Here is a 15,174-nt window from a genome sequence, read left to right as displayed (position 1 = left end):
GTCAAAGACAATCGCCGAAGGCGATCACTTCCTAAGGGTAATTAATTAAATTTGCAGCATGAGTACACAACAGCCCAGTCGCCCTAACTATTTCGTCAGCATGCTGACGATGAAATGTCCGAGATGCAGGAAAGGAGATATGTTTAAAGATCAAAATCCATTTCATGTAAAGTTTTCGAAGATCTTTAACATGTATGAAAACTGCCCGGTATGCGGACAAAAATACGAATTGGAAACTGGCTTCTGGTTTGGAACGGGTTATGTGAGTTATGCTTTATCTGTAGCTTTCAGCGTATTTAACCTGATCTGGTTCTGGTTATTTTTTGGACTTACCTGGAGAGATAACAGCATCTTTATCTGGTTAGGTGTAAACGGTGTTTTACTGGTGCTTATCCAGCCCTGGCTGATGCGTTTATCAAGGGCAATTTATCTTTACTTCTTTGTGTATTACGACGAAGACACGGCGAAGCTGGAAAGGCCGGCGCATCGTCATTAGCAATAATTTAAAAAAGTATGGGGCTGTAAAAACAGCCCCTTTCTTTTTCAACCAAAATCTGAACCAATGGTGGTCAGAAAAATCTTAATGCAAAAAACCAATTTTTGAAAAGTTGAGGGAAACTGTTTTCTTTCGTGGCAGGACATTCAGTCATACACTTTCATAACGATCCTCTAAACTACAAAATCTATAATTATTTCATCCAATTTTTTATATCAATGGCAAATAGCTGCCAGGTTTGTACTACAAAAACGATTTTACTTATCAAGCCCGTCTGACGTGGATCTTACCTTGCTGCTGCAAATCTATATAAATAATAAAATATTATAATGTTAAATAAATAAACAATATATAACTAAGCATTATATAAGAATGTGAGCCCAACAACAGATCCGTAAAAAATCAATAGCTTTATCTTTTAAATTTAAACTTATCGTGTACAGAACTATACTATTGATACCTGTTTTTTTATTAGGCTGTCAGCCAACCTCACAACAGCAGGCCGCCAAAACCAGTAATAATCCGGCTGATGCGGCTTCCCACCCGCCGGTCCCTTTCAAACTTATTGGCGGAGATGCAAACGGCGACAGCGCCGTATTTGAGGCGGGCGGTATTACTGCTACTATCGTTAACTCACCCGCGGCCATGCAAACCATTCATATTACGCAGCGTGGCAAGCGGCTGATCAATTATATGCGGGCAACAGATTCCTGCGCAGCGGTGATACCGGTACCGGCACTGATTATAACGGAAACGGATACTGTGGTAGGCTTTAACCTGCAGGCGCCATCTGCCCGGAAATTTTTCTTCAACATAAAAAATAACAAGGCCACTTATACGAAAATGGCTGATCCGCAGCAAACAGCCAGCGACTCCATAAAAAAGGCCCCTGCAGACGCAGGAGCCTTTTAAAGAGAGCAACCTATTTTAACACTACATCATTTATTTAAAGTCGATTGGAATAGCCAGTTTCACACTGAAATTTCGTCCTACATTATATACCCCCGATCTGCCGGTTACTTCATTGATGGGCGCATATTTCAGCCTGCTCAGGTGATTCTGGTAGGCTACATCCGTAAAGTTGTTGACTGCAAAATGAAGAGAGAACAACGTTTTGTTTTTCTTATTCACGAAATCAGATCCAAATCCGGCGTTAAACAAAGTATAACCGGAGGTAGGCGTTTCCGTTTCATAAGCGGAGAACACATCATTCTGAGCAAAATTCATATCCATCTGCACGCCGATGTAGGCATTCTGCAAGGGGCTTTTACCGACCTTTTTAAACTTGCCCTTTAATTCAGACAGCCAGCGACCAGCCGGGATATTGGGCAGATATTTCGTAGAGTCGGTACCGTTAGCAGCAGTAGCCTTTACGTAGGAAACCGTGTTTTCAAAATGGAGCCAGTCGATAGGATGCGGATGTATATCCAGCATCAGTTCTCCTCCATACAGATTTGCATCTGTTTGCTGGTATTTAAAGGCGGAAAATCCTTCATCGTTATCCACAGCGGGGATAGAATCGGAACCAGCCTGGTTAAACAGTTTGCGGGAGAAGATAAAGTTGTTGATATGATTATAGAAAAGACTGGCTGTTAATGACACATGCTGTGTATTAAAGTCGACGCCTGCATCCACCTGGGTACTTACTTCCGGCTTCAGATCCTGGTTACCGTATTCGTATTTGATAGTACCTTCATGTACGCCGTTCGCAGAAAGTTCTGCAATATTCGGTGCACGGAAACCTCTGGCAGCATTGAGTTTTAGCACCACCTGTTCACTTGCTTCGTAACTGAGGCCTACGCTTCCGGAAACATTGGAGAAGTTGCGTTTAAAAGCATCAAACTTAGCATCACCGGAGCCTGCGGGTTTACCGTTACCGTCGAGGAACAAAGCTTTTGAATTCATGGAGCGGTTATCAAATCTCAGGCCGCCACTCAACGTGAGCTTATTAAAAGTTTTGCTGGTTACTGCAAACGCGCCAAAGTCGAACAGGTCATATGCCGGGATGAGGAACTCTTCTCCTTTGTTCTGGTTCTTTTGCTGCATACCGTTTACGCCTACCGTTGTTTGCCAGCCGTTCATTTCCGGCAGGTAATATTTGAGGGCGTAGTTAAATGTTTGCAGGTGCAGGTACAGTCCGGGGGTATTGGGATTCAGTACTTCACCAAACTCGCGGCGCTGGTTCAGCTGGTAGCCCAACGTAAGCCCTAAACGGCCACCATTATTAAGGTACAGGCTATTATCCCATACTATTTTCTGGTGGTTGATTTGTTGTTTAGGTACCGTCATGCTGTATGAAGTATGATCGCTGCCGGTTACCGGTGCTTCTCCTTCTTCCCCGTTATTGTTGATCAGTTTTACAAAGTTACCGGTACTGTCGCGGTCTCCTTCTACTAAACCAAGGTGCTGGTTAAAAGAAGAGAAGCTCAGGTGGGAATATCCCCACTGCTTATTGATACCGATGGTAGCACCGTAGTTGGTATTATTAAAACGTGAATTAAAAACGTAGTTATCGTATTTGTTTTTGTAATCGTGTGCTTGTTTTTGTGTAATGTAGGCGCCCCAGCTAAAGCCATTGTTATTACCGGCAATATCTGCGTGATAGGCCATCATACCGTTATTGGTCTGATAGTTTGCTTCCACGTTACCTTTGATTTTTCCCATGGGCAATGGTGCGGGCGGCACAATATTTACTACACCTGCCAATGCATCAGAACCATAAATAAGGGAAGCAGGGCCCTTTAATACTTCTATCCTGCTTACATTGTAATCATCGATTTCAATACCGTGTTCGTCGCCCCATTGCTGGCCTTCCTGGCGGATACCGTCGCCCACAACCACTACCCGGTTGTAACCGAGACCGCGGATAAAGGGTTTGGAAATAGCCGGACCGGTGGAGAGTTGAGTTACGCCAGGCACTTTTGAAATAGCATCAATGATGTTGGTAGAAATATTATCATCGAGGTAATCGCGGCGGATAACGCTGATAGGCGTAGGTGTTTTTTTCACGGACGTAGCCAGGTTGGCGCCGGTGATCACTACTTCATTTTTCTCGATCAGGGTTTCAGCCAATACAAAATCTTTGTTAGTAGCGCCTGCAATAACGACAGACTCTGTATAAGCTGCGTAACCTATATAGTGAACATCCACCAGGTATTTTCCTTTAGGAAGATTTTTGATCGTGTAATTACCATTGGCATCGGCGGCAGCGCCTACGCGAAGATCCGGCAGGTAAACGGTGGCGCCGGGTAAGGGCGACTGTGTAAGCTTATCTACCACTTTACCGGATAATGAGTTCGAATATACCCCTTCTTCAGGGTTCACGCCGGCATAGGCGGCAGGTAACGCCAGTAATATTACACTCCATAGCATGAGCATAAATACACGCAAATAATGCATATCTGAAAATATATAGAATCAGTAAAGATTGGTCTGTTGCCAATAATGAATAAGAAACGTGCGCGGTTTATTCCCGTGCAATAAAAGAAGCATTATACGATGGCAACCGGAGGCGCTCTGGGGCTGAGGTTATAAAGCGCAACATAGGTGGTTTCCTGGATGGATAGCGGGTAAAATACCCAGATCACTTTTTGAACCGGTGCTATATAACAGGAAGCAAACGGCTCGTATGGTTCAACGCCGATCTGCAGGAAATCGCAGTGGCGGTGTTGTTCAGAAATGGTTACACCATCATGCTGATGTACCATATCCACGGTATCGTGGTGGCCTGCAAATTCGTGTATAAACTCTCTTGGGGTGGTATTTATAGTAAATACACCCAGGAGAATAATCGCTAATATTTTATGCAGGTAGCTTTTATACACGGAAGCAAAGGTAGCAAAAATCAGCTATTTGCAACACCGTTGCATCATTATTAATGAAATTATAAGGTCACCGTACTTTCAGCATAGGCCAAACCTGTTGTACAGGGCCGTTTTGAAACCGGGCGTAGTAAATGCCACTGGGGAGCAGCCGGGCATCGAACGTAATTTTGTAGGTACCGGGTGTATGTATTTTATTGACCGGCACGCTGATCAGGCGACCGGTGGTATCAAAGATCTGGATCATGGTGTTGCCACTTCCCGTGATATAAGTGATATAGGTATAATCGTTAAAGGGATTGGGGGCGTTAAAAATGAGCTTTTTATCGTCTGTATTGAGATCCGGCAAACCGGTAATGGTACCGCAGGCTACGCCGCTGACAAGGGGCAACCGTTGGTAATCTTTTCCCATAATATTTTGCAGGGTTGTTTGGTCCACGCAAAACCATTGTTCCAGGATGGATGCATAAATGGATCTGAAATCGTACTGCATGGGGATGTTATCGATCACCGAGGTAGTATCCGGTAACGCGGGTGAATTACCCAGCACGCCCTGGTTTACATAATCGCCAAAAATGATCATGGGCGCCGCTGCGCCGTGATCTGTTCCCATACTGTAGTTGGATTTAATACGACGGCCAAATTCGGAGAAGGTCATGCCTACTACTCTACGGGAGGCGTGCAGCCCTTTGAGGTCATCCATAAAGGCTTTGATGGCGTCGGAAACGCCGCCCAGCAGTTTGGCGTGGCCTCCTTTGCTGGTATCGCCTCCTTCGGTTTGGTTGGCATGGGTATCAAAACCACCGGTGCTAACCATATAGAGCCGTGTTTTCAATCCGCCGGCTACCAGGCGGGCTACGATCTTCAGCTGTTCCGCGAGTCCGTTATTTGCCGGATAAGCGCCCTGGGAAGTCACTTTTTTCGCTGCCGCTGTGATGGCCTGTTCGTAGCTATTGGTTTGTTTGGCGATCAGGCGTATATATTCGAGTTCTTTTCCCCATTTGGTATTGGGAACGGGATCGATAACACCATCGATCAGGTTATAAAAATCGTCGGCGCTGGTGATGGCGATGCCCATGCTGGCGCTGGGTCCCTGGAAAGCGGGCGATACGATAGAGCCTATCTGTATGGCCAGCGGATCCGGTGCTTCCGCATTGGGAAAGCCATCGGGGAAGCCGGGATATTGCGTATCGAGATATCGTCCGCCCCAGCCGGTAGTGAGTACCTCGTTGGAATCGGAGCCGGTGAGCCATATATCGGTGGCGCGGAAATGCGAGTAATTGGGTGAAGGGTATCCAACGCTTTGTACAATGCTGACTTTTCCATCATTGTAGAGCTGTTGAATTCCCGTCATAGCAGGGTGCAGCCCTGATTTAAGATAGTTATCCAGGCGGAGTACTTTACTTTCCTGGATAGCGATATTGGTACGGGCGGCCTGGTATTTTCCGTATACATCGAGCGGAATGACCATGTTGAGGCCATCGTTTCCGCCGGTGAGCTGTATCATGACCAGTACGTGATCGTTGTCGCCGGCAGCATTGCTCAGCGCATTCAGCATAGGTGAGGATGCGAAGGCTTTAATAGAAAAGCCGTTGATTAAAGTAGGCAGGATAGCAGCTGGCGCTGTATATTTAAGGAAGTCTCTTCTTTTCATAAAAAGGTTTTTCAGCTATCAGGATAATTGATATTCTGACAGGTCCATGATGTATTTATACAGTGCTTTCAGGCGGCTTTCCACGTTATCTTTTGCGGCGGCATTTCCGGGACTTGCTTTATAGGTATTCCATGCGTCGGTCCAGTAAAAATTACTGGTGGGATCTTGTCCGAACAGGATGATGGAGTTTTTCAGGAAAGCTTTTACTTTATCGGAAACGCCTACACGATATAGTATATCCAGCGAATCGCTGACGAGTGCTATCGGATCTTCGGGATGCGGGAGCTGGCTGGCAAAGGCGATGGTATCGATATGCAGTCCTGCGAACCCTCCGGTGCTGACGAGGCTGTCGCTCAGTTTATTTCTCTTGGGCAGGGTATCGGTATTGATCCATAGTTCGTGATAGGAGGGCGCCTGGTAGTAGGCGTCCCAGCCGGCTACCAGGGGGGGATCTCCGAAGTCCTGCAACATAGCAGCGGCGCTGTTGTGTATAGCGGTCCAGGCGTTGTAGCGGCTTGGATAATCGGAAGGGAAGGCGATGCCATATTCGCGGCAGATACCGATACAAAAATCTGCCGGGCTTTTGATCAGGCAGGCCATGTTCAGCGGATCAAAAAAATGTTCGCTGGTAAACAATGCGTTGAGCGTGGTTTTGATATCAAACTCGCTTGTTCTGAAAATTTCTGCGAGTGGCGCTATAACATTGGTTTCTGTAGCCTGGTCGATATCATAATAAACGAAGAAGCGGTATAATTTCCGGCAGATAAATTTGGCGACTTCCGGTTGTGCAAAAATTATATCGAGCAGGTTATCCAGCTCGGTGGCGCCATCCTGGCCTGTTTTGCCGGATATTACTTTATTGAGATAGAAACCTGAGAATTGTTTATTGGTGAGATCATGCTGCGTGGTATCGAACAGGCTCACGATATTTGTTCTGTCGACCCGGAACCCGGTGAGTACGCGTGCGGTGGCCCTTACGTCATCTTCCGTATAATGAGAATCCGGTCCTTTACCTACGGTAAAAAGTTCATGTAATTCGCGGGCATAGTTTTCATCGGCTGCGCCTTTTGAGTTGAGATACCCGTTAAGATATACCAGCATGGCGGGATCGAGGGTGATAGCCTTTGTGAGTGCCTTAAAATTACCGAGTGCATGTTTGCGCAGCGTAAGGTTATATTGGTAAATAAACCTGCTATCATTTACCATGCTGGTTTCCGTTACAAAATGATTATGCCAGAACAGCACCATTTTTTCGTGTATGCTTGTGGGTTGGTTAATCATTTGTCCTGTCCACCAGGCTTTATAGGAATCGATTCTTTTTCTTTCGAGCATTTCGCTGCCGAGCGGAGCTCTTACCCAGGTGGCGCCGGGAGTAACGCCGGTATCGTCCACGCCGTAGTTATTAACGGGTGGTGCGGGATCCGGCTGTGCGGTGAGCAGGGTATCTACTGCCTGTTGCATCGTCATGCTTTTAAAGGCATTGATGTTAGCAGGTGTAACGCCAAAGAGCGTACGTTTCAGCAGGTGTATCCACTGTTGTGATTCCCAGTTACCGGTATAGGGACCGAGTCCTGTGTCGGTACGGGCAAAAGAGGCAGCATTCCGCGATTGGTTGCGGTCAGGCGATAAGGTTAGGAATTGTCTGCGATCCATAAATATGATATGGTTGATGGCTAGGGGCCGATTATAGCGCCAAATTAACAAAAACTTTAATCTAATTAAAGCGAAAGGCAGATTATATTATTAAGAAATGAAAATATGATACTGCAAAGATCATTTTGCCGTTTCCAATATCGAATTGAAACTGATCATATCATTTTGATATTCAGTAAGTTATGAATATTTTTATTTGGGTACGCATTCGAAAATACATAACTTTGGTTATTGTCTGTCGATATACAGACATGCCAAAAGGGAGCTGCCGGTTCCTGGAAAGAAAGACAGTCCCTTTGGCTTTTTTTGTTTGCACAAAAAAGAGATGGCGATGATTAATCAACATGCGGCGATACGCCGGTTTGTAACTCAGTTAAATTATTTTACAACTTCCCACCCTCACAAACCTCCCGATTTTTTCAACAGTTGTTAGTAACTGAAGGCAGTAGCTGATGTTTCCCTGTTTTTACCGGTATTAACGGTAACGGGTAACCCATGCTCAAAATGAAAATATTTTATCCAAAAAACAAGCTATTGTATCAATTTAATTCTATTAATATCAACAACTTACATATTACAATACAAAGATAGTTAATAATTGTTACAGTGGTGCAATTTTGTTACAATTTTAATAACTTAACCCATGTTTGCTTACAATAAACGTTTCATCAAACTGATACGCAAAGAGCTGCAGTTAACCCAGCAGGAAATGAGTGATATATTAGGCATACCGCGAGGCTGCTTTGTTACTTACGAATCCGGCCGATCGAAGGGCAGCCGTTTTTTCCATGAACGAATGAAGGCCGTATTTGGCATTGATCTTCTTCAACCTGCACAGCTGCACAAAATTGTATTTGAGGATCCGGGGAAATTAAAGTCCATCAATTACCAGCGCCTTAGCCAGCTGGAGATCTACGATACGCCGGAACAAGCGGAATAAAAAAAGGAGCCCATGGCTCCTTTTCCCGTTATAGACTTGAGTTGACCGGTATTAACTGATATTTTCTATGATACCTGCAATGCCTTGTCCGCCGCCTACACAGGCGGTTACGATACCATACTTTTTATTCAATCGTTTTAAATCACCCAATATTTGTACGGTTAGTTTTGCACCGGTACATCCCAGCGGATGTCCCAGCGCAATAGCGCCGCCATTAATATTCACGATATCGGGATTGATGCCCAGCTCACGGATCACGGCAATAGACTGGGAAGCAAATGCCTCATTCAGTTCTACCAGGTCGATATCTGACAGGGTTTTGCCGGTACGCTGCAGCACCTTGGGGATAGCGGCCACCGGGCCTACCCCCATTATACGCGGATGTACCCCTGCCGACACACATCCCACCAAACGACCGATAGGCTTGAGTCCCAGCTCGTTTACCATACGTTCGCTCATCACCACCACGAAAGCGGCGCCGTCTGATGTTTGGGAGGAGTTACCTGCCGTAACAGACCCCCCCGCCGCAAAAACAGGTTTCAGTTTGCCCAGTGCTTCCATAGAAGTGTCTGCGCGCGGCCCTTCGTCCGTATCAACGGTATAAGAGCGCTTTTGTTTCTTTCCGTTACCATCTACATATACTTCCTCCACTGTAACCGGAAGAATGCCTGGCTTAAAATAGCCGTTCTGAATGGCATTCAGCGCCTTCTGATGTGATTTAAATGAGAACTCATCCTGGTCCTGGCGGCTTACCTTGAATTCATTAGCCACTGCTTCAGCGGTGAGTCCCATGCCAATATAATAATCCGGATTTGTACTGGCAACTGTATAGTTCGGTACGGTTTTCCATCCTGCTACCGGCACCAGGCTCATACTTTCCGTACCACCGGCAATGATGCAATCTGCCATACCGGTTTGTATTTTAGCCGTAGCAATAGCAATGGTTTCCAGTCCGGATGCGCAATAACGATTAACCGTCATGCCCGGCACATCGATCCCCAATGCCCTCACAGAAATCATACGGCCGATCTGTAAACCCTGTTCTGCTTCCGGCACCGCATTTCCTACAATCAGGTCGTCGACCCGCTTAGGATCCAGCTGTGGCAAGGATTGCAACAACCCCGTGATGACATCTACAGCCAGGTCATCGGGTCTGTAAAAGCGAAATCCCCCTCTTTTGGACTTACCCACCGCAGTGCGGTATCCGGCAACGATATAAGCATCTTGCATGAAAAAATATTTTATAATGAGCTAACGGTTAGATTATCAACATAATGGATATTTATCCACATTTCATCCCTCTATCCAAATTTAATTAAATAAAGTACACAAATATTCAGAAGAACCGTTAAATTTGCGCTCACGTTTTTTTTACAAGGGCGTGAGGAATGACTCCCTAGCTCAGTTGGTTAGAGCTACTGACTCTTAATCAGTAGGTCCTGGGTTCGAGCCCCAGGGGGGTCACCTTGAAGGACATTTCGGTTTTATGACTGGAATGTCCTTTTTTTATTTCTCCGAAAGCCTCGTCCAGCGTACATATCAGACGAACGGCTTCGTTGATGCGGGGAGTTCGATAATTAACACCGTCAAAAATCAATTTTTCCGGATAGATCGAACTCACGATCATGCGCTTTTCTGTCACCGTTCCATTTTCAAACAGGCAATCCATTCGGGAAACGTTATCCACGGCCTTGTTAATCAGGTCGTCAATCTTATTGGAGGTTGTTGGATAGCTCGATACTTGTGCCTCCAAGGAATTTATTTCGGGTTGATATTCTGCTTTTATTTCGCGGTACTCCGCTGCGGTAATTTCTTCCTTTAGCATTAAACGCCTTGCCTTCGCTAACTGTTTGTTTAGTTCTTCCAGTCGTTCGAGTAACAACCGGCGGCCATTCATGTGGTCTTTAGTCTGGCTGTTATACTCGCTGATAATAGCAGATTTGTATATCTCCAACATACCCGGATGCGGAACTAGTTTCTTCAACTCTACTACAAATAGCTTATTAACGGCATCCGTTCTAAACCGGCTACCGCAAGACGAGGAACAATGATAGTAATGATAGTACCTGTATTTTCCTTTAGATGCGCTGCCGGTTAACACCCTTCCGCAACGAGGGCAGACAAGGAAACCGCGAAGCGGCAGATTTTCGTCTACCTCAATTTGTAATCGCTGTTTCTTCTTTCTTCCGTCTAATACATCTTGTACTTCGTAAAAAAGTGCTTCGGATATAACTGGCTCATGTTGCCCTTTCACGAAATGCGCTTCTTCCTCTTTGTACTTTGGAATGAAAATCTGCCCACAATAAACGGGGTTACGCACCAGCACCCAAAAGCCGTTCTTGCAAATACCTAGTCCTTTGGCTTTCGCTTGCTTCCAAACCTGTTCCGTGGTAAATATACCTTTCGCCAATGTATCAAATACCCATTGAATAATTCCAGCGTGTGGCTTCTTAGGGGAGATATATTTGTTGCCGACTTCCGTAACCTTATTGGCATAACCAAAGGGCGCTGTTCCCATCCATCGACCTTCCTTCTTTGCACGGCGCATACCTGAAAAGGTATTTAAAGCCCTGCGATCATTCTCTACCTCTGGTGCTGCGAGATAAAACGCCAGCATCATTTTGTTTTCCGGGACAGACAAATCTAAAGGCTGCTCAATCGCCTGCGGTTCAACCCCCGTGTTTCTTAACAAGCTAATCATCTGGTAGGCATCACCGGCGTTCCTACTGAATCTATCCCATTTTGTAAATAGGATTAGGTCCGTTTGTCCTCTATGTTTACGTAAGTCAGCCAGCAGCTTTTGCCACTCAGGACGGTTAAAAGTTTTGGCAGAATGATCTTCGTATACAATCCTACGTATCTGGATAGTATTCAATTCGCAATACTTGCGAAGCATTTCTTCCTGATTACGCTGGCTATAGCCCTTCTCTGCCTGTTCGTCTGTACTCACCCGAATGTATAAGTCTGCTATCTTCATCACGTAAACATTGAGCTACAGCGATTTCCGCCATAGTGTAAACAAATTCTAAGATCAATGCGGCCTGTTCCCTGCTTACCTGTAAACCATGCCTTTGCAGTATCTCTACTGCCGTGTCCGGCTTCATTCTTTCCATAACCCATTTTCATTTTCACGTTACTAACCACCACAATTTCCCCATAGAGCAGGGCTATGAATACTAATATACGAAAGTTTTGATGAAAATATAGTTTTGGTAAAACTTTTTTTCTTAAATTCGTGTAAGAAGGTAAAATGAAGTAAACATTGGCAAAGACATATAAAGTCACTTACAAACCGTATTTCAATGAACGGATTAAGCCGGTCCGTTTCCATGGCAAAGATGTTCATCCCTTGTACATGCAGGTGACCTTTGACCGCAAGTCTATCTTCTTTAAAAGCTACTACTTTGATCTATTTAGCCGTCCCAAATACGCGGAACTGGAAACAAGCATAGAACAGATCAAAGAACAGGAAAGCCGCCTGATTGAGTATATTGTCGATAAACACACGGATACGTTCTCCCTTGAACAGTTTGCCCAGGAGTATAAGTATTTAGCTACTGACCTATTAGAACCAATGGACGAACGTTTTAAAGACTACCTTGTAGACTTCTTTATGGATGAGGGCATTTCCAGTTATGCAGGAATGGTAAGGGCGATATATGAGAGCTTAACAGCGATGCATATCATTGGAACTTTTAAAAAAAGCTTCAAACCTGAACTCTATGATAAAATGATTGAAAACGCTATCTACTTGGCTCCTCCTTATATTCCCTTAGTTGCTTTCATCCAACAACAGCATCCTACAGGCTTAATCAGCTTTCCCGTTTTCGAATGGAGGCAGCCAGGAACAGCAGCAGCGCTGGAAAAATTCCTATCCACCTCCTTCCCTGAATATAAAATTACAGAGGTAAAGAAGAGTATCGAACGATATATAGAACGCATATAGTCCTTTCCTACGGAGGCCCACTCCGCAGGTATCCTATTCTCAATATGTCAAAGAACTCCCACTACTCCTCTTTATGGGAATAGAGCTACTACCAATAATCTAGTTTGGGAAATCACCAATTAGGGCGGCGATACTTATTACGGCTTTCTGCAATGCTGTCAATCACATCGTCGAATACTTCCGCGATCTTCTCTTTTTCAGCATTGCTTAAACCTGTAATTAGCCTTTGTTTGCGGTAAAAGGTTGGCGTACTCCATCCACACTCCTCCTCCACCTTCTCACGAAAGGTATGGGACAGTGCAATTAGCTTTGAATAAATTTCACTCAGAATATTATCCCGTTGTGGTCCTATCATCCGTTGCATAAAGAGAGTGGTTGATGGTTAGGCAATAGTTGACCACTGCGCAAAAAAAATTAGCGCAGAACTCAACTTGCGGTACCTGTACGCCTTCGGAAGCCCAGGTAACCAACAAGCGAGCCTGCGCCAATATGGTGCAGGCACCGCCCTACTCGATTCCCTGGCTTCCGAAGGCGTAAGAGAATGAGAACGATGGCAATGCGGATATTCTTTAAGAAGCCCCGCAAAGCTAATATTTTTATCAGTTATGCCTAAAACGGTGTTTCAGGCGCTATAACAGAACAAAGATAGGGAAGATTTCAAATGAAATGCGACTAATGATAATCATTTTGATAATTAAAATTAAACAAATTAATTACTATTAATAACCAAATCATTATGCTTTAGGATATTTTTTGCTACTTTAAATGTATGGCGAAAGATAAACGATATAATGCGATCAAGGAATTGATAGAACGCGGTGGCATCACGGATTTCAACAAAATCTTTGATATTATGCCGCCGTCGACGATGGCCAGGCACCTGGGGATTAATTATAACAATTTTACGAAAAGGCAGGCGGATTGTGGAAGGTTTACGGTGAAGGAGATCATGAAGATGGCGGAGTTGATTGGGGTGGAGGACCTGGTAGTAGCAGCATTGATAATCAAGGCTAGCAGAAATCAAAACAAAAAACATGTCAAGCAGTAATCCATATAATTCCCTGCTTATCCGAAATTTCATTTGACATCATAATTTACCAGCTAAACTCAAACTGAGAAAAAAATCGTTGGGCTAACGGATAGTTAGGATTTTATAAATAGTGTGGTGTGACATTCCCATCAATTTATTTGTTAATAATATTATTACACATTATTAAAAATTAAACAATAACAGGTTTTTTTAACTATTCCAGGACAGTTTTATAAGGCAAAAACAGCTCAAAATTCCATAATGGTGCCCTTTCTCGCCAATAACAAATGATACACTATGAAATCAATAGCCTCATACCTTGAAGAACATGGCCCTACTCTATCAAGTGACTTAATTATTCACATTGTGAGCTCTTCTAAAGTTTCAGAAAGTGCGGCGAGAAAAAAAATAGAGAGACTAACAAGCCCTGTTCATAAACTCAACGGTTACTTTGCAGACAGGCAATCGCTACTTTATCATCAAAGCGACTTTAACAATGAAAATTATTTTGAAGGTTTAGCAAGGGCATTTGAAAAGGCCGGGAAAAGGTATTCCGCAATCATAACAGCAATGAACTATCACCATGGGATTATTGCCAAAAAAGACCTCGCCAATTATTCATTTAGTCCTATTACAGATAAAAAAGGGCATTTAACTTTTCATTCATTGATTGAGAACCTAATGAAACTAGGTGTCATCTATGAATACGACAATGACCACTACCAATTAAACTCATCTCTGTTTCAAAAAGAAGAAATAAATTATAGATACTACAAAGCAATCGAATTTACAAAAAACCTCTTGCTAAATAACTTTAACGCTTGGAGTAGAAATCTAGGCTTAGTTTCTTATGCAAAAGGAGAGTACAACAACCAAGTTTCTGGTTTTCAATTTTCTTATACCGCTCCCTCCTATATTAGTGGTCTAGTCCAAAGTAAGGATGGAATACTTAAACCTGGATTTTTAACTGCTGATGTACTTATTGGCAATAATACCGGCATTAACGAAACATCCTTTTTCATAAAAAAAATCGATATCATTAAAGCCTCAAGCCCAGGGATTAGATTATTCCCAGTATTGATTATGGATGGCGTTGAGGTTAATGCTCTTAATAAGCTAAAGCAAAACGGAGTCTTTATAGCTAACATAAGAGAAATATTTGGGGCCGAATATAATGAACTGCTAAAATCATTGATTAACACCATCACAAATGCAGGCACAATACTAAAAAAGGAACCAGAGAAGTACATTGATTTAATGGTGCAGCTTTCTAAGCTTGTTGACGGGAAAACCAATAATCTAAGGGGGGATTTATTCGAACTCGCTGTTGGCTACTACTATGGACAGATGTGCCAATTCCTGGAAATAGGGAAAAAACTAAGAATAGAAGGAGAGCCGAGGCCAAGGGAAATAGATGTATTCGCAGTCTACCATAACGAAATTAAATTAGTTGAGTGCAAAGGCTATAATTATGCGGTTGACGATACCTTCGTTGCCAAATACCTTAGTGACAAAATACCTACAGCGAAAAAATGGTTAGACAACGGCACCTATCGAGAGCATGCTTATACATTTGAAATATGGTCAACCGGCGGGTTTACTCCAGAGGCAATTCTTCTTTTAGAAAAAGCGAA

At 43.8% G+C, this 15,174-nt stretch carries 13 protein-coding genes and 1 tRNA gene; 7 read left to right on the top strand and 7 right to left on the bottom strand.

From position 1 onward, the window contains the following. The first annotated feature begins 58 nt into the window (after nt 1-58). Both KE626_RS18515 and KE626_RS18510 read left to right on the top strand, forming a co-directional pair. On the top strand, nt 59-496 hold the full coding sequence (locus tag KE626_RS18515; RefSeq protein ID WP_211974426.1) for a DUF983 domain-containing protein: 438 nt from the start codon (nt 59-61) through the stop codon (nt 494-496). A gap of 435 nt (nt 497-931) precedes the next feature. Further along, nucleotides 932-1,408 carry a hypothetical protein gene (locus KE626_RS18510; RefSeq protein WP_211974425.1) on the top strand — a complete coding sequence of 159 codons (477 nt, stop codon included), beginning with the start codon at nt 932-934 and terminating at the stop codon, nt 1,406-1,408. Nucleotides 1,409-1,438: 30 nt separating this feature from the next. On the opposite strand, the gene KE626_RS18505 is transcribed toward KE626_RS18510, so the two are convergent. From KE626_RS18505 to KE626_RS18490, 4 genes are all read right to left on the bottom strand, one after another. After that, the gene (locus tag KE626_RS18505) at nt 1,439-3,895 is read right to left on the bottom strand and encodes a TonB-dependent receptor (RefSeq protein WP_211974424.1); all 2,457 of its coding nucleotides are present in this window, start codon (nt 3,893-3,895) and stop codon (nt 1,439-1,441) included. A gap of 92 nt (nt 3,896-3,987) precedes the next feature. Further along, a complete protein-coding gene (locus KE626_RS18500; RefSeq protein WP_211974423.1) occupies nt 3,988-4,320 on the bottom strand; it encodes a hypothetical protein in 333 nt (110 codons plus the stop codon). A 67-nt stretch (nt 4,321-4,387) separates the two neighbouring features. After that, the gene (locus KE626_RS18495) at nt 4,388-5,971 is read right to left on the bottom strand and encodes a DUF1501 domain-containing protein (protein ID WP_211974422.1); all 1,584 of its coding nucleotides are present in this window, start codon (nt 5,969-5,971) and stop codon (nt 4,388-4,390) included. 18 nt (nt 5,972-5,989) lie between these two features. Further along, complete coding sequence (locus KE626_RS18490) at nt 5,990-7,624, bottom strand: DUF1800 domain-containing protein (protein WP_211974421.1); 1,635 nt, start codon at nt 7,622-7,624, stop codon at nt 5,990-5,992. 643 nt (nt 7,625-8,267) lie between these two features. Between KE626_RS18490 and KE626_RS18485 the strand changes: the two genes are divergently transcribed. Next, complete coding sequence (locus KE626_RS18485; protein WP_211974420.1) at nt 8,268-8,564, top strand: helix-turn-helix domain-containing protein; 297 nt, start codon at nt 8,268-8,270, stop codon at nt 8,562-8,564. 51 nt (nt 8,565-8,615) lie between these two features. On the opposite strand, the gene KE626_RS18480 is transcribed toward KE626_RS18485, so the two are convergent. Continuing rightward, complete coding sequence (locus tag KE626_RS18480) at nt 8,616-9,794, bottom strand: thiolase family protein (RefSeq protein WP_211974419.1); 1,179 nt, start codon at nt 9,792-9,794, stop codon at nt 8,616-8,618. Between the two features lie 160 nt (nt 9,795-9,954). Between KE626_RS18480 and KE626_RS18475 the strand changes: the two genes are divergently transcribed. Next, nucleotides 9,955-10,028: transfer RNA gene (locus KE626_RS18475), tRNA-Lys, on the top strand. Here the strand turns inward: KE626_RS18475 and KE626_RS18470 are convergent. Continuing rightward, nucleotides 9,994-11,541, bottom strand: coding sequence for a recombinase family protein (locus KE626_RS18470; protein ID WP_211974418.1), 1,548 nt, complete (start codon nt 11,539-11,541; stop codon nt 9,994-9,996). The two genes, KE626_RS18475 and KE626_RS18470, sit on opposite strands and share 35 nt — an antisense overlap. Nucleotides 11,542-11,826: 285 nt before the next feature. Here KE626_RS18470 and KE626_RS18465 point away from each other — a divergent pair, with 285 nt between their 5' ends. After that, nucleotides 11,827-12,510 (top strand): hypothetical protein, encoded by a 684-nt coding sequence (locus KE626_RS18465; RefSeq protein WP_211974417.1) that lies wholly within the window; start codon nt 11,827-11,829, stop codon nt 12,508-12,510. A gap of 112 nt (nt 12,511-12,622) precedes the next feature. On the opposite strand, the gene KE626_RS18460 is transcribed toward KE626_RS18465, so the two are convergent. Then, nucleotides 12,623-12,874, bottom strand: a complete 252-nt coding sequence (locus KE626_RS18460; RefSeq protein WP_211974416.1) for a hypothetical protein — start codon at nt 12,872-12,874, stop codon at nt 12,623-12,625. A 405-nt stretch (nt 12,875-13,279) separates the two neighbouring features. On the opposite strand from KE626_RS18460, the gene KE626_RS18455 reads away from it, so the two are divergent. Together KE626_RS18455 and KE626_RS18450 are read left to right on the top strand one after the other, a co-directional pair. Next, nucleotides 13,280-13,558: a hypothetical protein gene (locus KE626_RS18455; RefSeq protein WP_211974415.1), complete on the top strand. Its 279-nt coding sequence runs from the start codon at nt 13,280-13,282 to the stop codon at nt 13,556-13,558. A gap of 279 nt (nt 13,559-13,837) precedes the next feature. Then, on the top strand, nt 13,838-15,174 hold a 1,337-nt coding region (locus KE626_RS18450), incomplete at its 3' end, for a hypothetical protein (protein ID WP_211974414.1).

This window comes from Chitinophaga hostae, from assembly GCF_018224885.1.
Lineage (GTDB): Bacteria > Bacteroidota > Bacteroidia > Chitinophagales > Chitinophagaceae > Chitinophaga > Chitinophaga hostae.
This window is presented reverse-complemented; position numbering and strand designations above follow the sequence as displayed.

Coding starts and splice junctions, on each gene's coding strand:
- KE626_RS18515 (WP_211974426.1), top strand. CDS start 59: ATGAGTACACAACAGCCCAGTCGCCCTAACTATTTCGTCAGCATGCTG.
- KE626_RS18505 (WP_211974424.1), bottom strand. CDS start 3,895: ATGCATTATTTGCGTGTATTTATGCTCATGCTATGGAGTGTAATATTA.
- KE626_RS18495 (WP_211974422.1), bottom strand. CDS start 5,971: ATGAAAAGAAGAGACTTCCTTAAATATACAGCGCCAGCTGCTATCCTG.
- KE626_RS18490 (WP_211974421.1), bottom strand. CDS start 7,624: ATGGATCGCAGACAATTCCTAACCTTATCGCCTGACCGCAACCAATCG.
- KE626_RS18485 (WP_211974420.1), top strand. CDS start 8,268: ATGTTTGCTTACAATAAACGTTTCATCAAACTGATACGCAAAGAGCTG.
- KE626_RS18480 (WP_211974419.1), bottom strand. CDS start 9,794: ATGCAAGATGCTTATATCGTTGCCGGATACCGCACTGCGGTGGGTAAG.
- KE626_RS18470 (WP_211974418.1), bottom strand. CDS start 11,541: ATGAAGATAGCAGACTTATACATTCGGGTGAGTACAGACGAACAGGCA.
- KE626_RS18460 (WP_211974416.1), bottom strand. CDS start 12,874: ATGCAACGGATGATAGGACCACAACGGGATAATATTCTGAGTGAAATT.
- KE626_RS18455 (WP_211974415.1), top strand. CDS start 13,280: ATGGCGAAAGATAAACGATATAATGCGATCAAGGAATTGATAGAACGC.